We start from the raw sequence: 21,131 nt of genomic DNA, 5'->3' as shown, positions 1-21,131 counted from the left end.
GTCACGGCCACGGGCCGCCCACCGGTGGGCCGCCGCCCGGCGGAGACTGGTTCTGCAGGATGCCCAGGCAGGTGCCCATCGACTTGCCGGGAATGCAGGGGATGCCACCGACACTGGGTACGCCGCCGTTGGCCACGTAGCACTGGCCGGTAATGGGATCTGAGGCATGGCCGATCGGGCAGGCGTTGGCCGGGGCCGCCACCATGACCGGCGCAGCCACGAACAGCGCGCCACACGCGCCGGCGAGCAGCGCCCTGGAGATCCGGGCCCGAACGGTCATCGGGTGAGCTTACTGCGCGCGCCCGTCACGCGACCACGATCGGCCGGCCGAACCGGGTCCGCATGCTGGGGGAGTACAGGGCGCGCAGCGATTCACCGGCGGTGCGGACACCGGCGCCGGCCACCAGTTCGTCGTCGAGGTCGACGACCTCGGCCGCCCGCACCGGCCACGGGCCGTGCTCGTTGGGCACCCACCAGGTCCGGCCCGCCTTGCGGGTGTGGGCACCCCAGCGCGCGGTCAGCCAGAGTTCCAACGGCGTGGGCTCGACCGGTTCGCCCACCCGGACCGTGAGCCGGCTGTGCAGCCCGCGGTGCGGCCAGCGCCGGAGGCTGTCGTAGCTGATCACGTTCCCGGACCGGGTGATCCGCATTCGCGCCCAGGTGTAGGGCACGCCCATCCCGATGCGGACCGCGGGAACCACCGCCAACCGGGTGGTCTCCAGGGATCGGAATAGCACCCCGTGGCGGCCCGCGGCGTCGACGGAATACAACCGGACGTTGGTTTCGGCGAACGCGCCGAAGTAGGGCAGTGCCGGCCCGGCGCCCAAGGCGGTGTGGCCCATCCGGAAGGGCACCAGCCCGACATAGGTCATGCCGTCGAACAGATCGGGGCGGGTTCCGGCGGGATACAGATGGGCGATGTCACCGGCGTGCACCGGCCAGTGCAGGAAGGTCAGCTCGAGCCAGCTCTGGTCCACCCATACCGGACGGCCCAGCGGCGGCGGCAGGACCGGGTATCCCGCCGGGAGCGGGCCGGTCACCCCAGGATCATTCGTGCTCGATGTCGAGCACCGGCGTGGGGCGCCGGAACCCGCGGGTGACGCCGAGCAGCCAGATGAATCCGATTGCCAGCCAGCATAACCCGATGGTGAGCGCAAGTCCGTCCAGGCTGGTCCACAACCACACCGTCAGGATGAAGCCGATGATCGGGAAGATCAGGCTGGTGAGTAGCTGGCGACCCTGCCGCTCCCGCAGGTCGACGAAGTAGTGCTTGATCACCGACAGGTTTACCGCCGAGAACGCCACCAGCGCACCGAAACTGATCACCGATGCCAGAATCGCCAGGTCGATGACGACGGCCAGCAGCGAGACGACACTGACCACCACGATGGCATACACCGGCGTGCTGAACCGCGCCGAAACGTGGCCGAACACCTTGCGCGGCAGGATGCCGTCGCGCCCCATCGCGAACAGGATCCGCGCCACCGAGGCCTGCGAGGTCAGCGCCGAGCCGAGTGCACCGGCGACGTAGGCGGCGGTGAAGAACGTCGACAGGAACTGTCCGCCGGCGGCGGTCATGACGTCTAGCGATCCGGAATCCACATCGGCGAACGTGTTGGACGGGAATACCAGCTGGGAGACGTAGGACAGCAGGATGAAGATCAGTCCGGACACGAGCGTGGCGATCAGGATGGCCCGGGGGACATCGCGTTTGGGCGCCTTGGCCTCCTCCGACAGCGTCGAGACGGCGTCGAATCCGAGGAAGGACAGGCACAGCACCGCGGCGCCGGCGAAGATCGGCGAGATGCCGGTGGCGCTGCCGTCACCGGTGAACGGGGCGGCGATGTCGACGCTGCCGTGGCCGAAGACCTTCGCGACCGCCAGCGCGACGAACGTGACGATGAAGATGGTCTGGACCGCGATGATGAGGAAGTTGGCCCGTGCCACCGACACGATGCCGACGATGTTGAGCACCGTCACGATCACGATCGCCGCCACGATGAACACCCAAGTCGGCACCGCCGGGATGGCCGCCGCCAGGTAGATCCCGATGACCAGGTAGTTGATCATCGGCAAGAACAGGTAGTCCAGCAGCAGTGACCACCCGGCGAGGAAGCCGATCGGAGCGCCGAAACTCTTCTGCGCGTAGGTGTACGACGACCCCGCCACCGGGTACGCAACCGCCATCCGTGCGTAGGACACGGCGGTGAACACCATCGCGACCAGCGTGACGATGTAGGCCAACGGCAACCGGCCGCCGGTGGTCTCGGTAACGATTCCGTAGGTGGTGAACACGGTCAGCGGGACCATGTACACCAGGCCGAAGAGCACCAGCGATGGCAGGCCCAGCGCGCGCTGCAGCGTGCCTTCTTCTTCGAACAGCGGGTTGGCCGCTGAGGCGTTTGTCGGAACGGTCATGACGGTGTCCTTCAGGTCGCGCTGGTGTAAGCGAGGTGGCCGCGCAGGTAGGTCGCGCGGATGGGCAGGGTCGGCAGTTCGAGTGCAGGGGTGCTGCGCGGGTCGGCGGCCAGCCAGACGAAGTCGGCGCTGGCTCCCGGAGTTATTCGGCCCCAGTTATTTTCGGCAAAAGCCTGGTAGGAGACGGCGCCGGTGTAGGCCGAAAGGGCCCGCTCGATCGGGACGATCTCGTGCGGGGTCCAGCCGCCTTCCGGCTGTCCTTCGGCGGTGCGCCGTGAGGTCCCCACGGCGATGCCGTCCAGCGGCGCCCCCGAGGACACCGGCCAGTCCGAGCCGAAGGCCAGGGCCGCGCCGGTGCGGTTGAGGGTCTGCATCTGGTACTGCCGGTCGGATCGCTCGACACCAAGGCGGGGAATGGTCAACACTGTCATCAGCGCGTCCATCTGCGCCCACAGCGGTTGCATGTTGGGGATGACACCGAGGGCGGCGAACCGCTCGATGTCGGCCTCGTCCACCAGTTGGACGTGGGCGATCACCGGCCTGCGGTCGCGTTTTCCGTTGTGCGCCTGCACATATTCGATGGCGTCGAGTGCTTGGCGGACGGCAGCGTCGCCGATGGCGTGGATGTGGATCTGCAGTCCGAGTTCGTCGACGCGGCGCGCGGCCTCGGCCAACGAGTTGCCCTCCCAGTTCTGCATACCGTGCGAGTGAAGCCCCGAGCAGTACGGCGCGAGCAGCGCACCGGTCTCGTTCTCGACGACACCGTCGGCGAAGAACTTCACCGTCTGCGCGGTCAGCAGCGGGGATGCGGCGGCCTCGACCTCGCGTCGGGATTGCGCGAACTGCTCGATCTGCGTGTCGAAGTGGCGCGGGTCGGCATACAGCGCCAGATTGAACCGCATCCGAAGGGCGCCCTGGCGGGCGGCGGCCACGTAGGTCGCGACGTCACCGGGCTCCACCCAGGCGTCCTGTACCCAGGTCACGCCGCGGGCCAGGAAGTAGTCCGCGGCCGTCCCGAGCGCACCGATGCGGTGGCGCTCATCGCGCGGCGGCATCACGTTCATCACTAAATCGGTTGCGCCCCATTCCCGTAACGTTCCCAGCACGGAGCCGTCTGGGCGGTGTGGGATCTCGCCGAGGACGGGGTCGGGGGTGTCGGGGGTGATCCCGGCACGGTCGAGTGCGGCGGTGTTCACCCACAGGGTGTGGTAGTCCCAGGCCCGCAGCACCACCGGCCGGTCGGGGACCGCCGCATCCAGCCAGCGGGCGTCGAACAGGCCGCCGGGAGCGAGGCTGCCGTCGTAGGAGGCGCCGACGATCCATTCCTCGTCGGGGTGTTCCTCGGCGTAAATCTTGACCGCCGTGACGATTTCGTCGACCGTTGCGCAGCCGCGCACGGCCGGGCCGACGGCTTCCAGCCCGCCGTAGAGCGGATGCGCGTGGCCGTCGCCGAAGGAGGGCATCAGGAATCCACCCTCGAGGTCGACCTGCTCGCAGTCCAGGCCGGCGGCCAGCTCCCGGGCCTGTTGACCGAGCGCCTGTACGACGCCGTCGGTGACCAGCAGCGCATCGGATTCTTCTCCGGTGCCGGTCCAGATCACCCCGCCGGCGAACAGCGTCGCGCTCACTTGACCACCGCCGTGGCGGCGTGGCCGGCGCCGTAGGGCTCGGCGGTGACGACCGTCCGGGTCAGTGCGTCGTAGGTGTCGGGCCGGCGAGTCAACAAGAACGGAAACAGTTCCAGCCAGTCGCGGCGTTGGTCTAGATCAAGGTCGGTCACCAGGACTGCCTCCTCGTCACGGGGCGCCTGAACCAGGACGCGGCCGTAGGGATCGGAAATGAACGATGAGCCGTAGAAGCTGAGCGCGCCCTCGTCGCCCACGCGGTTGGGCACGACCATGAATAGCCCGCTGTTGATGCCGTTGGCCACGATCACCTGTTGCCAGAGCGGCTGGGTGTCGAAGTCCGGGAACACCGGCTCGGACCCGATCGCGGTGGGGTAGACGACGATCTCTGCCCCGGCCAGCGAGTAGCTGCGTGCGACCTCGGGAAACCATTCGTCCCAGCAGGTCGGCATGCCGATCCGGGCGTCGAGACCTTCCGGGGCGTACACCGGGTACGGGTCGGCGGCCGGTCCGGGCCGAAAGTAGGTGTCCTCGTAATAGCCCGCCGAGATCGGGATGTGCAGCTTGCGGGTACGACCGACCAGCTCGCCGGCGGGCGAGACCAGAATCGCGGTGTTGTATCCCAGCCCGTCACCGTCTTCGGCCGCCCGCTCGTAGAGCGAGGCCTGCACAAAGATTCCGTGGGCTCGCGCGGCGTCAGCGGCCAGCGCGAAGGTGGGCCCGTTGGCCAGGTCTTCGGCCAGGGCGGCGGGGTTGGCCCCGGCCGGGGTGTCGGCCGGATAGCGCAGCAGGGTGATCTCGGGAAGGAAGACCACCGCGGCGCCCGCGTCTGCCGCGCGGTCGATCCCGCAGCGCAGTGTCGTGGCGAGGTCATTGGGGTCGGGTCGCCACCGATGCTGCACCAGGGCGACCCGTAACGCGGGCCGGTGCGAGGGCACCGAGCGGGACAGCGGCTCCAGTGCGGGCGCGGTCAGGGTGATCATTCGGCTCCTAAACGAATCAGATTCGTTTAGTGTGAACTCGCTCATAACTCTTCGCAAGAGAAAGACGAAATCATGGGCCGGCCGTCGACGCCTCTGCTGTCCACCGACCGGATCGCCACGGCAGCGATGGAGTTGGTGAGTGCCACCGGCGGTTTCACGATGCCCGACCTGGCCCGCAAGCTGCAGGTCAGCCCATCGTCGCTGTACAACCACATCTCCGGGCGAGACCAGATCGTCGAGTTGCTGCGCGAGCGGGCGATGTCGGAGGTGCACCTGCCCGAGGACCAGCCCGACCGGCCGTGGACCGCTGTGGTGGCCGACGTGCTGCGCTCCTACCGGCGCAGCTTCGCCCGCTATCCGCGGCTGATTCCGCTGCTGACGGCCTACCCGGTGAACAGCAGCGATGCCATCCGGATGTACAACGTGCTGGCGGTGACGCTGCGGCGAGCCGGATTCGACCCGACCGACACGCTGCGGGTGATCACGTTGATGGATTGCTTCGTGCTCGGGTCGGCGCTCGACGTGGCCGCCCCCGAGGAGCCGTGGCATTCCGGCGACGACGTCGGGCCGGAGTTCGCCGAAGCGCTGGCCACCGGGGTCGGGATCCCGGATCGGGCCGACGACGCCTTCGAGTACGGCCTGGCGGTCCTCCTGCGGGGCCTGTCGGCCGGCACGTGAGTCACTCGACGCTCGCCGGCGGCGCCTTCCGTTGCCGTTTCCGGCGATACAGATCGGCGTCGGCGACCGCCAGCAGGGCGGTGAAGTCATCCGGGTCGGTCGGCCGCCCGAGCGCCATGCCGACCGTCACGCACACCGGATAGCCCTGCGCCAGCACGGGCGCGATTTTGCGGGCGAGGTCCTCGTCGCATCCGCCGAGAAGGACGATGAACTCGTCGCCGCCGAGCCGTCCGAGGACCGCGCCGCGGGGGAGCTGTGCTCGCCATCGCCGCGTCAACCCGACCAAGACCCGGTCACCGGCGGCGTGCCCGTCCCGGTCGTTGATCATCTTGAAGTCGTCGACGTCGAGGATCATCACCGCAAGCTGTTGCCCTCGCCGGCGCCCCACGGCGATCAACGCATCTGCCTGCCGACTGACCCCCGACCGGTTCCAGACCCCGGTCAGCGGATCGCGGTCGGCCGCGTCGCGCAGGATCGCATGGCTGAGCCCGAACACCTCCGAGGCGGCGGCGATCGACAGGAAGAAGAGCAACAGCCACAACCGCGGCACCTGCGCCGGTGCCAGTTCCAGGCCGATCGCTGCGGCGGTTCCGACGATGACCACATACCAGCGGGCTACGGCAACGTTATGCCACGTCCGCACGAAGATGCCCAGGAACATCAACGGAATCAACGACCACACCTGCGCGGCGAGGTGGACGTGGAAGAACAGCGCCGCCACCGGAGCCGCGCTCACCAACGACACCGCGGCGACGTAACGCCAGCCCCGCAGGGCGTTCGGCAGGCACAACACGAATGCGGCCAGGCTCAAGGAGGCCGCCACGGCCTCCCCACGCGGGTCGGTGGGTGTGGAGTCACTCACCGACGAGAGCACGCCAATCGCATAGAGGGCGGAGACGAACAGCGCATAGCTGATCAGCATCTGCCGGCGCAGCGTCTCCCGATGGCTGGCGGTGGCGGGCTGATCCATGCCCACCATTATCGCCGCACGCGTTTGCCAGTTTTGGCGGTGGCCGTTATGTACCGGTGCGTTCCCGGTGTTTGCAGCCCGGCCAGCAGCAGGGCCGGCGTTTGCCTTCCGCCAGTTCTTCCCGGGTGCGGCGGATGCGCCGTACCCGGGTTGTCTGTTGCTTGGCGTCCTCGACCCAGCAGATGAACTCATTGCGCGCCAGCGGGGTGATGTCGTTCCACGCCGCGAGCGCGGTGGCGTCGGCGACGAGCGCGGCGCGCAGATCGGCGGGGAGAGTGTGCACAACTCCGCCAGGGACCCGTTGACTGCCCACCCGGCCAGGTTAGCCGCGCACCCCGCGCGATACCGGCCGCACTGCGCTGGCAAAATCGTTCTGGCAACTACTCGGCACCGGGGTCACCGAGGCGAATGGGGGTTGACAGATGCTTCGGTGGGACCGCCTGCCGGGCCGTCAGCCCGACCAGTTCGACTGGATCAGCGTCTATCTCCACGACCGCGGCCTCCAGCGGGTCTGGCGGGTGATGGTGGTCACTGCCACCCTCGCCCTGGCGGCGTCCACCGCCCTGATGGTGCGCAGCCCCTCGGGCCCCAACAGCCGACTGACCGCGGCGGTGTGTTTGGTGTCCGCCGGGTTGGCGACGGCCGCGACGCTCCCGTTCGTGATCCGCTGGCCCACGCGCCGGCAGTCGCTGGTGTTCGCGTTGACCTCCACCGTGACCATCGCCGCGGCGTGCCTGTCGTTTTCGAACCCGTACACGGGCCTGATGGGCTGCGCGACGTTCGCCGTGATCGGCGGGTTCGTGGCCTACTTCCACACGCTCACCGAGGTCGTGATCAACGGCGCCATCGCGCTGACCTGTGCCGCCATGCTCGCCGGCAGGGTCATTGCCACCACCGGCGATATCTATCTGACGGCCGCGGCCGTCGTGGTGGTGGTCACGGTCAACATCAGTCTCCCGTTCGGCATCCAATCCATGGTGCTCGTGCTGCGCACGGACCTGCGCAGCTCCGGCCGCGACCCGCTGACCGGGCTGCACAATCGGCGCTCGTTCCACCAGTCGGTCTATGAGCTGATGATGCGCCACCACCACTCCGGCGCCCATCTGGTGATCACGGTGGTCGACCTGGATAACTTCAAGCAGCTCAACGACGCCCGCGGCCACGCCGCCGGCGATGCGGCGCTGATCGAAATCAGCGCGGCGCTGGCGGGCACCTACCGCCGCTCCGCGGTGATCGGGCGATCCGGGGGAGAGGAGTTCGTCGTCGCCGACATCGAACGCAGCCCCGGGCCGTGGGACAACGCCGAATTACTGCGCCAAGCCATCGCCGACACCCCTGCCCCGGTGACCGCCAGCATCGGCACCGCCAGTGTCTTCCTGGAGTACGGCGGGCCGCGCCCCCACCCGCAGCTCATCGACGACCTCATCGACGCGGCCGATGCCGCCATGTACCAAGCCAAACGCGCGGGCGGAAACCAGGTCTGCCACGGCGGCCAGCCCGGTGCCGACCCGTGCGGGGCCTAGGTCTCGACGGGGGCGATGCGACCGGCGAACGTGACCGCCTCGATGCCGTGCTCGCGGGCATCGTCCTCGGCCTTGGCGTGCTCGGCGCTCAGATCCAGTGAGCGGGCCATCAGGATGTAGGCCACCGCCGAGGCGACCAGTCCGATGAACAGGGCGATGTCGATGTTGTTCATCGCTGCCGCGACCGGTCCGGTGTACCAGACGGTGACGACGAAGGGGATCATCGCGACGATGCCGACGCCGTAGGCGATCAGGCCCCGCCACCCCCACATGCCGTACACCCCGCCGCGGGGTACGAAGATCTCCCGGATGGCGTAGTGACCGCGCCGGACGAAGTAGTAGTCGACCAGGTTCACCGACGTCCACGGGACCAGCAGATACAGCAGCACCACCAGGAAGCTGCTGAAGTTGGCGAGGAACGCTCCGCTGGACGCCACCGCGCCGAGCAGGCCGGCCACCGCAATCACGGTGCAGGCGACGATACGCAGGCGCCGGGTGGGTTGAACCGCGCGGAACGAGTCGACAACGGTGATCAGCTCGATCGAGGCGGCGTAGATGTTCACGGTGATGACCGTGACCAGACCGGGCAACGCGGCGGCCAGCAGCCACAGCCCCGAACCGGGCCAGATGTCGTCGGCCGTGTTGCGGACGGCGTCCAGCGGGGACACATCAGCGAACAGCGCGGCGACGAACGCGCCGAGCACCATCAGCCAGGCGGCTCCAACGAAGACCCCGGTGTAGGTGTGGAACAAGGCTTTTCGGGGACTGGTCTGCGGCGGCAGGTAGCGCGAATAGTCCGAGACGTAGGGGGCCCACCCCAGCGCGTATGCGGCGGCGGCGGCGAACTGGACGAGGAAGGCGGCCCAGCTGAATCCGCCGAAGCCGAATTGTCCCTGCGGCACATCGGAGGCGACCAGCGCGACGACCGTGAACGCCCCGAACGTCGCCAGGAACAGCCACGTCAACCAGGTCTGGACCCGATGGATCCAGTGGTAGCCGAAGATCGCCAGCGCCAGCGCGAGGCCGGTGATGAGCACGAACCATAGGTCGTGCGTGTCGCTGCCGGTGACCATGGTGAGCACGTCGCCGGCCAGGATCTGATTGAAGACGTTGAACCCGACGATGCTGAAGATAACGACCGCACAGATCACCACGACTCCGCGGTACCCGAATTGCGCTCGGGACTGGATCATTTGGGGCAGGCCGAGTTGCGGGCCCTGCGCGGAGTGGAACGCGGTGAACACCGTGCCGACCGCCGCGCCGAGGACGATCGCGATGAGCGAGGTGAGAAAGGACGCCCCCAGCGCCGCACCCACCATGCCGGTGGCCAGCGTGGTCAGGTTGGCGTTGGACATGAACCACAGCGGGAACAGCGTCGACGGCTTGCCGCGCCGATCCTGCAGGGGCACCCAGTCGATGGACTTGGATTCGATGGTGGACGACTCTCGGGACACGGTTTCCTCGTTTCAGGAGGTCTGGAGGAGGCGGACAGGGGGTCCGGGGTACCGCGATGTCCCCGTACAGGTCGGGCCGGCGATCGGCGAGGTCATCGCGGGATCACCGTTCGCGGTCGACGGCCGGGGTGCCGTCGAAGGCCCCCGAGTGCCGCCCGATCGCCTCGATGCGCACGGTGGCTGTCGCTTCGTGGGCGGCCAGCCCCTCGAACGCCGAGATTCGCTCCACCGCGGGCGCCAACTGTGGGGTCGCCTCCCGACCCGCTCGCTGATAGGTCAGCGGCTTGAGGAACCGCGACACCGACAGCCCGGCGTTGTACCGGGCGGTCTTACCGGTCGGCAGAACGTGATTGGTGCCGGCGATGCCCTTGTCGGAGTAGGCGACCGTGCTCCAGGGGCCGAGGAACAGCGAGCCGTAGTTGCGCAACTCCTTGTGGAAGTAGTCGTCGTCGGAGGTTTGGACCTCGAGGTGCTCGGGCCCGAGGACGTCGCAGATCGCTGCTGCCTGCGCCCGGTCGCCCGCGACGATGACCGAGCCGTAATCCCGCCAGGCGGCCCCGGCCACATCCCGTGTGGTCAATGCGCGCAGCTGACGGTCAATGGCCTCGATCACGCTGTGCCCCAGCGATTCTGACGTGGTGATCAGCGCGGCGGGGGAGTTGGGGCCGTGTTCGGCCTGACCCAGCAGATCCGCGGCCACCCACTCCGGGTCGGCGGTGTCGTCGGCGAGCACCGCCACCTCCGACGGCCCGGCCAGCAGGTCGATGCCGACCCGGCCGAACAGCTGGCGTTTGGCTTCGGTCACGTAGGCGTTGCCTGCCCCCACCAACATGTCGACCGGTGCTTCACCGAGCAGGCCGAAAGCCATGGCGCCCAACGCCTGGACGCCGCCGAGCGCGAACATGCGGTCGGCGCCGGACAGGTAGGCCCCGTAGAGCACCGCCGGGTGCACACCGTATTCACCGGAGGGCGGCGAGCAGGCCAGCACGGTCGGCACACCCGCGGCCTTGGCCACTCCCACGGTCATGAAGGCGCTGGCCACCAACGGGAAGCGGCCGGCGGGCAGATAGGCGCCCACCCGAGATACCGGGACGTACTGCACGCCGCCGGTGACTCCCGCAGCCAGCTCGATCTCGAAATCGGCGAGGTGCTGGCGTTGCGCGCTGGCGAAGCGGTTGGTGCGCTCGTAGCCGAGCTCGAGTGCGGCGCGCACATCGGCCGGCAGCGCGTCGCCACTCTTGCGCAGCACGTCGGCATCCACTTCGACCGGGCCCGACCAGCCGTCGAGGTCCCGCGCATAGCGCTGCACGGCGTCCAGTCCGTTGCGCTCGATGTCGGCGAGCATCGCGCCCACCCGGTCGACGACCTCGGGCAGGCGCTGGGCGGGCGGCCCGTCGACGGCGGGCTTCTTCAGCCAGGTGAACGGGCCGAGGGCGCGGGCTTCGTCGGGGGTGATCTGCATGAGCGGCGACGTTAAGCCAGGATTCGCCACAGGACTAGATGGATGATTCCTGCGCGAAGGTCAGGATTTCCCTATATGTGCTGCTCAACGCCGGAGCCGTGTGATCAGCGGGACCGCCGATCGGTCACCGGATTCGGGTGCGGCCAGCTCGCGGACGGTGTCCTCGGCCAGCCGGGCGAACTCGCGGGTGGCGTTGGACAACGGCCGGGCCCGGTGCTGAGCCAACGCGACGACGTCGAACAGCGGCTCGGCGAACCGCGCCGTGTGCAGGCCCGCCGGGAACGCCGCACTCTCGACGACGGCGCCGCTGGCGATGGTGTCGCCGACGCCGGCGGCCACCAACTTGAGTGCGGACTCGACGTGTTCGATCTCGATCATGGGTTCCAGCCGTAGCCCGGCCAGCTGGGCCCGTTCGGCGAGCTGGCGGCGGGTGGGATCCTTCCAGCCGTAGTGGGCGTCATAGAGGACCAAGTCGGCGGCGGCGAACTGGTGAATGGTGACGGGCTTGGCGGTGCGCGCCGGGTCCGCGCTGACATAGAAGACCTCGTCGCGCACCAGCGGGCGGACCGTCAACTCCTCGTCGTCGATCGGCAGGATGAGGATGCCGGCCTCGATCTCACCGGTCTGAATCGCCGCCGCGGTTTCCGCCGAGTTCTGCCCGACCAGGCGTACCCGCACCGCCGGATAGCGCTTGTGGAAGGTCTGCACCAGGCTCGACAGCAGGTAGTAGTCGGCATTGCGGGGCATCCCGAACGTGGCGGTGCCGCCTCCGAGTGAGCCGAGTGAGCGCACCGCGTGGGTGCCGTCGTCGGCGGCCTGCACCACCTGCTGGGCGTAGGGCAGTAGCTCCTGCCCGGCGGCGGTCAGGGTCAGCCGGCGGCTGCCCCGAACGAACAGCTGGGCGTCGAGTTCGTCTTCGAGCCGGCGCACCAGTTCCGATACCGACGCTTGGGCGATGGCCAGCTCGTCGGCGGCCGCGGTGAACGAGCCGAGGCGCTGCGCCTCCAGGAAAGCCCTGAGCTGATTGAGGGTCATCGCAGGAGAACCCTATGCCCGCTATGACCCGTAGTTCACGGTGATGGTGCCGTCCCGGTTCACACTCGCCCCGGCCGGCGGATCCTGCCTGATGACCCGGTTTCTGCTCGCATCGGGACCCGGGAGGTCACCCCCGTTGAGCAACTGCCCCACCAGGCCGAGCCCCTGCAGATAGGGCACCACTTCCAGGTAGGTCATTCCGATCAGGCTCGGCATGACGATCTGGTTGCCGCGCGACACCTTCAGTGTGATCGCAGCATCGACCGAGACTTCCGTTCCGGCGGGCGGATCGGTGGCGGCCACCTGACCGGCCGGCAGGGTGCTGTCGGCGGGGCCAGTGAGAACGGTGGGGAATCCGGCGGTCGTGAGGTTCCTGGTGGCGTCCTCGACGGTCTGGCCCGACACATCGGGGACGCGGCGGGCCTCCGGACCGCTACTGACCTCGATGACGATCTCGGTGGTGATGGCCGTGGTCTGGTTGACGGCCGGGACGGTATCGATCACCACGTTCTCCGGGACGCTCGCCGAGGGCTCCCGCGTGCGCTTGGTGCGAGTGAAGCCCGCGGTGCCGAGCAGGCGCGCGCAGTCGTCGGCGCTGAGGTTCGAGCAGTTGGGCACCTCGCGCTGTTCGGGTCCTGACGACACCGTGATGGTGATGTCGTCGCCGGCAGCCACCGCGGTGTTGGCGTTCGGGTCGGTGGCGATGACATTGCCGCGGGGCACCGATGAATCGAATTTCTGCACCGGTGCACGGACGGTGAATCCGCGGTTCTGCAGCGCCGTGATCGCTTCTTGGGCAGGGCGGCCACGCACGTCGGGCACCCGCTGGTCACGCTGGTCGCCGGTGAGGTTGACCGCGATCGCCACCACCAGGGTCAGCACCGCCAGCATCGCGGCCGCGACCAGCCAGCGGCGCACCGACCCGCCGCCTCCCGGCCCGCCATCGTCACCGCGTCCGACGGGACCGAACTGCTCGGTGACCGGTGACCGGCCGCCCGATGACGCCGGGCCGACACGCTCGGCGTCGGTGAATACCTTTGGCGCGGAGGGTTTTTCACCACTACGGACGCGGACGAGATCGGCGCGCATCTCGGCGGCGGTCTGGTAGCGGTTGTCGGGGTTCTTGGCCAGTGCCTTGAGGATGACGGCGTCCAGCTCGGGTGAGATGCCGGCATGCTTCTGCGACGGCGGGATGGGGTCTTCGCGCACGTGCTGGTAGGCCACCGCCACCGGGGAGTCCCCGAGGAACGGCGGCTCACCGGTGACCAGCTCATAGAGCACACAACCCAGCGAGTAGACATCGGAGCGGGCGTCGACCTTGTCCCCGCGGGCCTGCTCCGGCGACAGGTACTGGGCGGTGCCGATCACCGCGGCGGTCTGGGTCAACCTGTTTCCCGCGTCGGCGATGGCGTGGGCGATGCCGAAGTCCATCACCTTCACCGCGCCGGTCTTGGAGATCATGATGTTGGCCGGCTTGACGTCGCGGTGGATGATGCCGTGCTGGTGGCTGAAGTTCAGGGCCTGGCAGGCGTCGGCGATGATCTCGATGGCCTGATCGGGTTCTATCGGCCCGCGGTTGTCGACGATGTCGCGCAGGCTCACGCCCTCGACGTACTCCATCACGATGTAGGGCAGCGGGCCGGCTTCGGTGTCTGCCTCACCGGTGTCATAGACCGCCACGATCGCCGGGTGGTTCAGCGCCGCGGCGTTCTGGGCTTCGCGGCGGAAGCGTAGGTAGAAGTTGGGGTTGCGGGCCAGGTCGGCGCGCAGCACCTTGACCGCCACATCGCGGTGCAACCGGGTGTCGCGGGCCAGATGCACCTCCGACATGCCGCCGAAGCCGAGGACCTCGCCGAGTTCATAGCGATCCGAGAGGTGTCGAGGCGGCATCATGGCCACGAATCAATCCGCATCAAGCACGACGGGCGTCTGCTTGGCCGACCACACCCACGACGGTGACCCGATTACGCTGCTCATCAAACCTGTGCTTCACGGGGTATTTGCCTCGGCAAGCACAGGGCGTGGCCTCAACCGGTGACGTCATCGCCATAGTCATCGCCATAGTCATCAGTATGGGCGTTGTCGGCGGTTGGCGATTCCGCATGGCAGGCACCGATGGGTGTTCCGCGCGTAGCCGGCCCGGCTAGGGTCAGACGATGCAGTCGGTGGGAACCGTGCGGGAGTGGCATCCCGAGCAGGGGTGGGGAGTCATCGATTCCCCCGACACCCCCGGCGGCTGCTGGATCCACTTCAGTGCCCTCTGGAATGACATCCCGCCGGCCGGCCCCGGTGAGGTCGTCGAGGTGTCCGGGGGATACCGCGAGGCATTCGAGGGCGAAACCGTGGACTTCGACTGGGAACCCACCGCGTTGCCCGGGAGCCAGGACGGCTACTCCTTCCGCGCCACCACCGCTGCGCCCCGCGGGCGCCCGGCACCGCATCGGGTCGTCCGCCGCTACCCGGCCGGTGAACACCCCCGCGGAATCCACCTTCAGATCGGCCCCGACTAGCGTCTACTCGGGCTTTCGCTCGATAACGACAGCTTCGAAACTCACTGGAGATTACCGACTTTCGCCAGCTCGGACCCGCCAACCGCGGTGGTTTGCAGGGCCCGGATGGCCAGCCATGCGGTGGCCCGATCGTCGGGGTTGGCCATGGACATCCCGGTCAGCTCCTCGATCCGCCGGATCCTGCTGGCAAGCGTCTGCCGATGCACCCGCAACCGAGTCGCGGTCGCACCCCACACCCCGTGTTCAGCCAGGTAGATCTCGAGGGTCCGGGTCAGCGGTCCGTGTCGGCCCTCCTCGTCGCGAAGCGGGTCGAGCACCGCGGCGATGCGGGTGGTCGCGCTGTCGTCCAGATGCTCCAGCACATAACTCACCGTGGCCAGCGATCGATACCACACCACCGAACGGGCATCCACCACAGCCACTTCCAGGGCATGCCTGGCTTCGGCCGCCGAGCGGGCCAGCACCTGCGCCTTGGCCGGTGAGCCGATACCCAGCCGCAGCGGCATCCGCGCATCCCCGCTGAGGCCCTCGACGATCGCGGCCAGGTCGGCCGCACGGTCGTCACGGATGAACCCGAGCACCCTGCCGCGTTCCTCGGCCAGGACGTGAACGGCGCCAAGGTCATCCAGCCAGCGGATCGCCAGCCGTTCGGGGTCGATGGCGCGCGATCGCGATGCCACCGCGAACGCGGTCAGTGAGGTTTCGTGAACTCCCCACCGCCGCAACAGCGCCGAGGCCTCCGGACCGCCGCGCAGCAATGTCGACAGCATGACTTCCCGGCCCAGTCGCTCGGTGGCCGGATCGTCGGCTGTGCGCAGCAGCAGATCCAGCAGCGCCGCGGCCTGCGAGGCCAGGTCACGACTGCGGCTGGTCGGACCCCGCGCGCCGATCACCAGGTGGGCGCTGATGTCTTCGCCCTGACCGACCGGATGGACCTGCAAACCCGGATGCCGCACCCGCACCGGGCGGTGAAAGGCCACCGCGACGGCGTCGCGCACGTGCAGCCCGCCCGCCCCGGCGGTGGTGATCACCTCACCGCCGGCGTCGAGCAGAACGGCCCAGCCGTCGATGCGGTGCGCCAGTTCGGCGACCACCGCGACCACGCCGCCGCGCCGGGCGACCTGGGTCAGCACCTTGGTCCCGGTGGTGACGCGCCGATCTTCGGCGGCCTGGTCGGTGGCGATGCGAGCGGCCAGGGTGGCATAGACGACCTCGGCGGGACTGTCGGGCACGACGATCGCGGTGATCTCCGCCGCGGCGAGCGCGGCCGTCAGGTCGGGTCCGGCGTCACCACCGGCGACCACCGCCACACAGGTGGCCAGCGCCTCCTGGCGCGATCCGTCGGCCAGGGCTTCGGCGAACCCGTCGGGCGTGCCGACGACCAGGGTGGCGAACCCGGGCGGGCTGGCGACCACCAGCTGCGCCAACCGGATGGCGTCGTCGACCACGACGGCCCCGTCCACGCGTCCCACCGCCAGCTCGCACGCCAGGAACGCGGCGACGGCCCGCACGTCATACGCCACCCGGGCAGTGTACAAAACCGCTATCCAATGGCTTGAATTCACATATTTTCACACTGCCGCTGGATTCATTCGCTCCCTAGCATTCGATGCGTTCACCGCTCGTTGTCCAGCCCGCAAGGAATCCCGTGAAAGCGATCGTCTTCCGTGACCACCACACGCCCATCGAGCACACCGATGTCCAGCTCGCCGGACCCAAGGCGGGCGAGGTCCGGGTCAAGATCGCCGCGGCCGGGGTGTGCCACTCCGACCTGCACGTCAAGCACGGCGACTGGCAGGCGCCCGCGCCGCTTGTGATGGGCCACGAGGGTTCCGGTGTCGTCGTCGAACTCGGCGAGGGGGTGACCTCGCTGGCCGTCGGCGATCACGTGGTGCTGTCGTGGGTGCCGCCGTGCGGCGAGTGCCGTTACTGCCGCTCCGGGCACGAGGCGCGCTGCCAGAAGGTGGCGACGGTGGTCGGGCCCAAGGGCGTGTTGTTCGACGGCACCTCCCGGCTCTCCCGCGACGGCGAGCCGCTGCATCACTACCTGGGTGTGTCCTCCTTCGCCGAGGAAGTCGTGGTGCCCGCCTCCGGTGCGGTCAAGGTCCGCGACGACGCGCCCCTGGACGTCATCGCCCTGGTCGGTTGCGCGGTCGCGACCGGCGTCGGCGCGGTACTCAACACCGCGGCCGTCGAGCCCGGCGCCACCGTCGCGGTAATCGGTTGCGGCGGTGTCGGACTCAACGTCGTGCAGGGTGCCAAGCTGGCCGGCGCCGAGCGGATCATCGCCATCGACGTGCTCACCGAGAAGACCCAACTGGCCATGCAGCTCGGCGCGACCGACCGCATCGTCGCACCCGCCGGTGACGCCGTCGAGCAGCTCCTCGCCCTAGTACCCGACGGGGTTGACTACGCCTTCGACGCGTTCGGCCACACCAAGACCACCGAGCAGGCCATCCAAATGCTGGGCCTGGGCGGGGCGGCGGTGATCGTGGGCCTGCCGCCGACGGGCGCTAAGGCGACCTTCGAGCCCCTGGTGCTCGCCGAGGCCGACCAGCGGATCCTCGGATCCAACTACGGCTCGGTCCGTCCCTCCATCGACATCCCCGCTCTGGTCGACCGCTATATGGACGGCCAGCTCAAGCTCGACCCGCTGGTGTGGGCGCGCCGGCCGCTGGCCGAAGCCGCCGCCGCGTTCGACGACCTGGAGTCCGGCGAAGCACTCCGCACCCTGCTCATCCCTTGAGCACCAACCACTTTCCCATCTGCTAGAGGAGCGTCCACCATGTCGACCAGCCCCAGCACCGCGGCTCCTACCGACGCGGGCTTGCGCCGCGGCGTCATGTCGGGTCCCGAACTGGCCGCCCAGGCAATCGCCAACATCGCGCCCAGCGCGGTGATCGCCTTCACCGCCGCCGCGATCTACCTCAGCGCGGGCAACGCCACCATCCTGTCGTTCGCCCTGGCCACCGTGGTGATCCTGGCCGTCGGCTACTGCGTGGTGGTCTTCGCCAGGCGCAACGCCTCGGCGGGTTCGCTCTACACCTATGTCGCCAAGGGGCTCGGGCCATTCGGTGCCTACCTGGCCGGGGTGGCCCTGCTGATCGGCTGTTGGGGCATCGCGGCGGGCTCACTCGGTGGGGCGGTCTCCTACGCCAGTGACTTCCTGGTGCTGCTCGGTCTGCCGGTGGCAGGCACGGTCTGGCAGATCGTGCTAGCGGTGGTCCTGGGTGGGTTGGCGACGTTGTTCACCATCCGCGGCATCCGGCTTTCGGCGCGTGTTTCGCTTGTGCTGGAACTGATTTCGGTCACCATCATCACGATCCTGTTGGTGCTCGCCCTGGTGTGGGCGGGCCCGGCCGCCTGGGATCCGGCACAGTTCTCGCTGCGCGACGTCCCGGCTCAGGGTGTGGCCGTCGGGATGGTGCTGGGCATCCTCGGGTTCGTCGGCTTCTCGTCGGCCGATGCGCTGGGTCGGGAGGCCCGCAATCCCTACACCGCCATTCCGCGGGCCATCATCTGGAGCGCGATCGTGGTGGGCGTACTCTACGTCTTCGCCGCCTACACCCAAATCGCCTTGCTCAAGCAAGGTTTGGGCGAGAGCGCCAGCCCGCTGCAGGACATCGCCACCATGATCGGCATGCCGTCCTGGTTCACCCCCATCCTGACCTTCGGCGTCGGGGCGTCCTTCTTCGCCGTCGTGGTGGCGCCGCTGAACGTCGTCGGCCGGATCGTCTACGTCATGGGCAAGGAGGGGGTGGTGGCCGAGCACTTCGGCCGCACCCACGAGATGCATCTGACTCCGCACCGGGTGCTGCTCATCGCCGGCCCGGCCGCGATCATCCTCGACGTCATCCTGCTGGCGGCCGGTGTGCAACCGATGAACATCGTGGTGTGGGTGGATACCTATGGCACCTACGGCTACATGGTCGCCTACGCGCTGGTCGCCATCGCCTGCGTGGCCTACACCAAGCGCGCCGGCATGCCCAACAAGCTGGTGTGGACGGCGGCGATCGTGGCGGTGACCGCCATGGCGTACACGTTCTTCGCCAATGTCTACCCGGTGCCGGCGTACCCGCTGAACATCCTGCCGTACCTGTTCCTGGCGACGATGGCTCTAGCGTTGGTCCGGTTCTACCGGCTCAAGCGGGCGGCCCCGGAGGTCATCGCGCGGATCGGGCAGACCGAGACCGACATCCTCGAGGGCGTCGGCTGACCGGGGCTGGCTGCGGCGGGAGTCGATCACCCGGCCGCAGTTGGTGCCGAGCAGGATCAGCCCCGCCCCCACGGCGCCGACGGCGGTCACTGGATCACCGGCGATCAGGACGCCGAAGGCGGCGGCCCACAGCGGTTCGGTGCCCAGCAGCAGACTGACCCGGCTCGACGAGGTGCGCCGCACCGCCCACATCTGGATGACGAAGGCGAACACCGTGCAGCCCAGCGCCAGATAGACCGTGATCAGCCAGCCGCGCAGGGGCAGGTGGGTGACGGCATCGGCCACGCCGCCGCCGGTGAGCAGTGACAGCGACCCGAACACCACCAGACAGGTTGCGAGTTGGACCAGCGTGACCCGCGCCGAATCGAGGCGGCGGCCCGCCGAGAGGTGGGCGATCACGGTGACGTGGACGGCACGGGCGGCGGCGGCCAGCAACATCAGGAGATCACCCAGGCGCGACCCGGCGGCCCCGCCGTTGCGGGTGAGCAACCCGACTCCGGCGACCACGATCACGGTGGCCCCGTAGAACGTCGGCGGTAGGTGGGTGTGCCGCACCCACTGTTCCAGCAGGGGTGTCATGACGATGGTCAGCGCGATGATCAGCCCGGCGTTGGAAGCCGACGTCATGCTGACCCCGAACGTCTCCAACGCGAGGACGCCGCTCAGGATCACCCCGAACACCGCCCCCAGGCCGAGTTCGGCTCGGGTGAGGTGGCCCAGCCGGGGGGCCACGATGAGCGCCAACCCCGCCGCCGCGATGCCGAACCTGATGGCCAGGAACGCGACGACGGTGTCGGCGGTGACGACGTCCTTGGCCGCCAGGTAGGTCGATCCCCAGACGACGGCCACACCCAGCAGCGCCAGGTCGACGGTTCGGTGGGTGGCCATGGCGGTGCTCGATTCTGCGTGTGCTTGTCGTGAGTCCCGTTTGTAGACAGGGATATTCACGCGATCGGCGGGACCGATGACCGGTGCCCCCGGGCTGGCTGCGGCTGCGTTGCGCGCGGTGACTCCATGATCGCCAGGCGTTGATGCGTTAGACAAGCGATTGTTTTTGCACGTACTGATTAGGATCTCTACATGGATGTGGGGCGTTTGCGGCTGCTTCGGGAACTGGCCGAGCGCGGCACCGTGCATGCAGCCGCCCAGGCGATGTCACTGACCCCGTCGGCGGTGTCCCAGCAGCTCAAGATCCTCCAGCACGAGACAGGCGTCGATCTTCTTGAGCGCGACGGGCGCCGGGTTCGGCTCACCGAGGCCGGCCAGATCCTCGTGTCTCGCACCGATGAGGTGCTGGCCGCCCTCGACCGCGCCCAGGCGGACATGGACGCCTATCGGACGACGCCGAGCGGGACGGTGCGGGTGGCCCTGTTTCCCTCCGGCGCGGCCATGCTGCTGGCACCGTTGATCACCCGGGCGGCCGCTCGCGGAGTTCAGGTGCTCGGGCGCGACATCGACCAGCCGGCCGCCAGCGCGCCGGCGCAGTTGGCCGACTACGACGTGGTGGTGGTCCACCGCGACGAGCGCGACGGCGCGGCGTTGGGGCCGCGGCTGGAGACGACGTTTCTGCTGCGCGAGCCGCTCGACATCCTGCTAGCCCCGCACCACCGGCTCACCAGCCGCACTCGGGTTCGGTTGCGCGATCTGGCCGACGAAGCGTGGATCGGCGTCGAAGGCGGGCTCATGGTCGACGATGTGCTGCACTCGCTGGCCGCGGTCTCCGGGGTTGCGCCGCGAATCGTTCAACGCGTCAACGACTTCCGCGTTCTCGAAGAGCTCGTGATGGCCGGAGTCGGGGTGGCGCTGCTGCCGCGCTACGTGCTCACCGTGCGTGAGGTGATCCGCAGACCACTCAGCGGGGTGCGCATAGCCCGCCGCATCGAGGCCGTCACCCGGGTCGGAGCCACCACCCGGCCCGCCATCGCCGCGGTCCTCGACATCCTCAGCGAGGTATCGCGAGAGATTGTGGAGCAGGGCGGTGGAGCGTGACCCGGGTTGCGGGCGCGGTCAAGCAGGTCGGCGAGGCCGACGACGTCCTCCCCTCGCCGCAGATCGCCGCGCTGCCCGGCGCCAGGGCAGCGGTGGTTAGCGGGTCAGCGCCGGCACGGCACCGCGGCCCCCGGCTGAAGCTGCGGCGACGATGGCCGCACGCGCCCCAATAGCATTGCGGCGTCGGGGGCGCCGCCACACCTGGCCCTCAGATTCTCCTTCAGTCCACTTGCTTGTTACTTACCTGTGCTAACTTAACCGCCGCGTT

20 protein-coding genes are annotated in these 21,131 nt (G+C 68.8%); 7 read left to right on the top strand and 13 right to left on the bottom strand.

What is annotated here, in order from left to right; translation table 11 throughout:
• Position 1: 1 nt before the first annotated feature.
• From ADBZ9K_RS23385 to ADBZ9K_RS23365, 5 genes are read right to left on the bottom strand one after another with little or no spacing between them, the layout of a single operon-like run.
• Positions 2-280 (bottom strand): hypothetical protein, encoded by a 279-nt coding sequence (locus tag ADBZ9K_RS23385; RefSeq protein WP_526624645.1) that lies wholly within the window; start codon positions 278-280, stop codon positions 2-4.
• 25 nt (positions 281-305) lie between these two features.
• Entirely contained in the window at positions 306-1,040 is a 735-nt protein-coding gene (locus tag ADBZ9K_RS23380) for a YqjF family protein (RefSeq protein ID WP_526624644.1), read from the bottom strand.
• A gap of 7 nt (positions 1,041-1,047) precedes the next feature.
• Entirely contained in the window at positions 1,048-2,418 is a 1,371-nt protein-coding gene (locus ADBZ9K_RS23375; RefSeq protein ID WP_526624643.1) for an amino acid permease, read from the bottom strand.
• Positions 2,419-2,429: 11 nt separating this feature from the next.
• On the bottom strand, positions 2,430-4,046 hold the full coding sequence (locus ADBZ9K_RS23370; RefSeq protein ID WP_526624642.1) for an amidohydrolase: 1,617 nt from the start codon (positions 4,044-4,046) through the stop codon (positions 2,430-2,432).
• Entirely contained in the window at positions 4,043-5,026 is a 984-nt protein-coding gene (locus ADBZ9K_RS23365) for a nitrilase-related carbon-nitrogen hydrolase (RefSeq protein ID WP_526624641.1), read from the bottom strand. The genes ADBZ9K_RS23370 and ADBZ9K_RS23365 overlap by 4 nt, the downstream gene beginning before the upstream one ends.
• Before the next feature lie 72 nt (positions 5,027-5,098).
• On the opposite strand from ADBZ9K_RS23365, the gene ADBZ9K_RS23360 reads away from it, so the two are divergent.
• A complete protein-coding gene (locus ADBZ9K_RS23360) occupies positions 5,099-5,704 on the top strand; it encodes a TetR/AcrR family transcriptional regulator (protein ID WP_526624640.1) in 606 nt (201 codons plus the stop codon).
• Between the two features lies 1 nt (position 5,705).
• On the opposite strand, the gene ADBZ9K_RS23355 is transcribed toward ADBZ9K_RS23360, so the two are convergent.
• Positions 5,706-6,674, bottom strand: coding sequence for a GGDEF domain-containing protein (locus ADBZ9K_RS23355; protein ID WP_526624639.1), 969 nt, complete (start codon positions 6,672-6,674; stop codon positions 5,706-5,708).
• A 46-nt stretch (positions 6,675-6,720) separates the two neighbouring features.
• Complete coding sequence (locus tag ADBZ9K_RS23350) at positions 6,721-6,987, bottom strand: YdeI/OmpD-associated family protein (protein WP_526624638.1); 267 nt, start codon at positions 6,985-6,987, stop codon at positions 6,721-6,723.
• A 109-nt stretch (positions 6,988-7,096) separates the two neighbouring features.
• Between ADBZ9K_RS23350 and ADBZ9K_RS23345 the strand changes: the two genes are divergently transcribed.
• Positions 7,097-8,197 (top strand): GGDEF domain-containing protein, encoded by a 1,101-nt coding sequence (locus ADBZ9K_RS23345; RefSeq protein WP_526624637.1) that lies wholly within the window; start codon positions 7,097-7,099, stop codon positions 8,195-8,197.
• Here the strand turns inward: ADBZ9K_RS23345 and ADBZ9K_RS23340 are convergent.
• The 4 genes from ADBZ9K_RS23340 to pknB all read right to left on the bottom strand — a co-directional run bounded on the left by ADBZ9K_RS23340 (position 8,194) and on the right by pknB (position 14,041).
• Complete coding sequence (locus ADBZ9K_RS23340; RefSeq protein WP_526624636.1) at positions 8,194-9,651, bottom strand: purine-cytosine permease family protein; 1,458 nt, start codon at positions 9,649-9,651, stop codon at positions 8,194-8,196. The two genes, ADBZ9K_RS23345 and ADBZ9K_RS23340, sit on opposite strands and share 4 nt — an antisense overlap.
• A gap of 103 nt (positions 9,652-9,754) precedes the next feature.
• A complete protein-coding gene (gene hisD / locus ADBZ9K_RS23335) occupies positions 9,755-11,113 on the bottom strand; it encodes a histidinol dehydrogenase (protein WP_526624635.1) in 1,359 nt (452 codons plus the stop codon).
• Positions 11,114-11,197: 84 nt separating this feature from the next.
• Positions 11,198-12,148, bottom strand: coding sequence for a LysR family transcriptional regulator (locus ADBZ9K_RS23330; protein ID WP_526624634.1), 951 nt, complete (start codon positions 12,146-12,148; stop codon positions 11,198-11,200).
• Positions 12,149-12,169: 21 nt separating this feature from the next.
• Positions 12,170-14,041 carry a Stk1 family PASTA domain-containing Ser/Thr kinase gene (pknB, locus tag ADBZ9K_RS23325; protein ID WP_526625595.1) on the bottom strand — a complete coding sequence of 624 codons (1,872 nt, stop codon included), beginning with the start codon at positions 14,039-14,041 and terminating at the stop codon, positions 12,170-12,172.
• Positions 14,042-14,304: 263 nt separating this feature from the next.
• Between pknB and ADBZ9K_RS23320 the strand changes: the two genes are divergently transcribed.
• Complete coding sequence (locus tag ADBZ9K_RS23320; RefSeq protein WP_526624633.1) at positions 14,305-14,658, top strand: hypothetical protein; 354 nt, start codon at positions 14,305-14,307, stop codon at positions 14,656-14,658.
• A gap of 41 nt (positions 14,659-14,699) precedes the next feature.
• On the opposite strand, the gene ADBZ9K_RS23315 is transcribed toward ADBZ9K_RS23320, so the two are convergent.
• A complete protein-coding gene (locus tag ADBZ9K_RS23315; protein ID WP_526624632.1) occupies positions 14,700-16,181 on the bottom strand; it encodes a PucR family transcriptional regulator in 1,482 nt (493 codons plus the stop codon).
• 125 nt (positions 16,182-16,306) lie between these two features.
• On the opposite strand from ADBZ9K_RS23315, the gene ADBZ9K_RS23310 reads away from it, so the two are divergent.
• Both ADBZ9K_RS23310 and ADBZ9K_RS23305 read left to right on the top strand, forming a co-directional pair.
• Positions 16,307-17,404 (top strand): alcohol dehydrogenase catalytic domain-containing protein, encoded by a 1,098-nt coding sequence (locus tag ADBZ9K_RS23310; RefSeq protein WP_526624631.1) that lies wholly within the window; start codon positions 16,307-16,309, stop codon positions 17,402-17,404.
• Positions 17,405-17,443: 39 nt separating this feature from the next.
• A complete protein-coding gene (locus ADBZ9K_RS23305) occupies positions 17,444-18,874 on the top strand; it encodes an amino acid permease (protein ID WP_526624630.1) in 1,431 nt (476 codons plus the stop codon).
• Here ADBZ9K_RS23305 and ADBZ9K_RS23300 read toward each other — a convergent pair.
• On the bottom strand, positions 18,776-19,762 hold the full coding sequence (locus ADBZ9K_RS23300) for an EamA family transporter (RefSeq protein WP_526624629.1): 987 nt from the start codon (positions 19,760-19,762) through the stop codon (positions 18,776-18,778). The two genes, ADBZ9K_RS23305 and ADBZ9K_RS23300, sit on opposite strands and share 99 nt — an antisense overlap.
• Before the next feature lie 192 nt (positions 19,763-19,954).
• On the opposite strand from ADBZ9K_RS23300, the gene ADBZ9K_RS23295 reads away from it, so the two are divergent.
• Positions 19,955-20,863 carry a LysR family transcriptional regulator gene (locus ADBZ9K_RS23295; RefSeq protein WP_526624628.1) on the top strand — a complete coding sequence of 303 codons (909 nt, stop codon included), beginning with the start codon at positions 19,955-19,957 and terminating at the stop codon, positions 20,861-20,863.
• Positions 20,860-21,036: a hypothetical protein gene (locus tag ADBZ9K_RS23290; RefSeq protein ID WP_526624627.1), complete on the top strand. Its 177-nt coding sequence runs from the start codon at positions 20,860-20,862 to the stop codon at positions 21,034-21,036. The genes ADBZ9K_RS23295 and ADBZ9K_RS23290 overlap by 4 nt, the downstream gene beginning before the upstream one ends.
• The last annotated feature ends 95 nt before the right edge of the window (positions 21,037-21,131 follow it).

It is taken from the genome of Mycobacterium sp. (assembly GCF_965229265.1).
Taxonomy (GTDB): domain Bacteria; phylum Actinomycetota; class Actinomycetes; order Mycobacteriales; family Mycobacteriaceae; genus Mycobacterium.
Note: the sequence above shows the minus strand (reverse complement) of the source record. Positions and strands in the feature narration are given on the sequence as shown.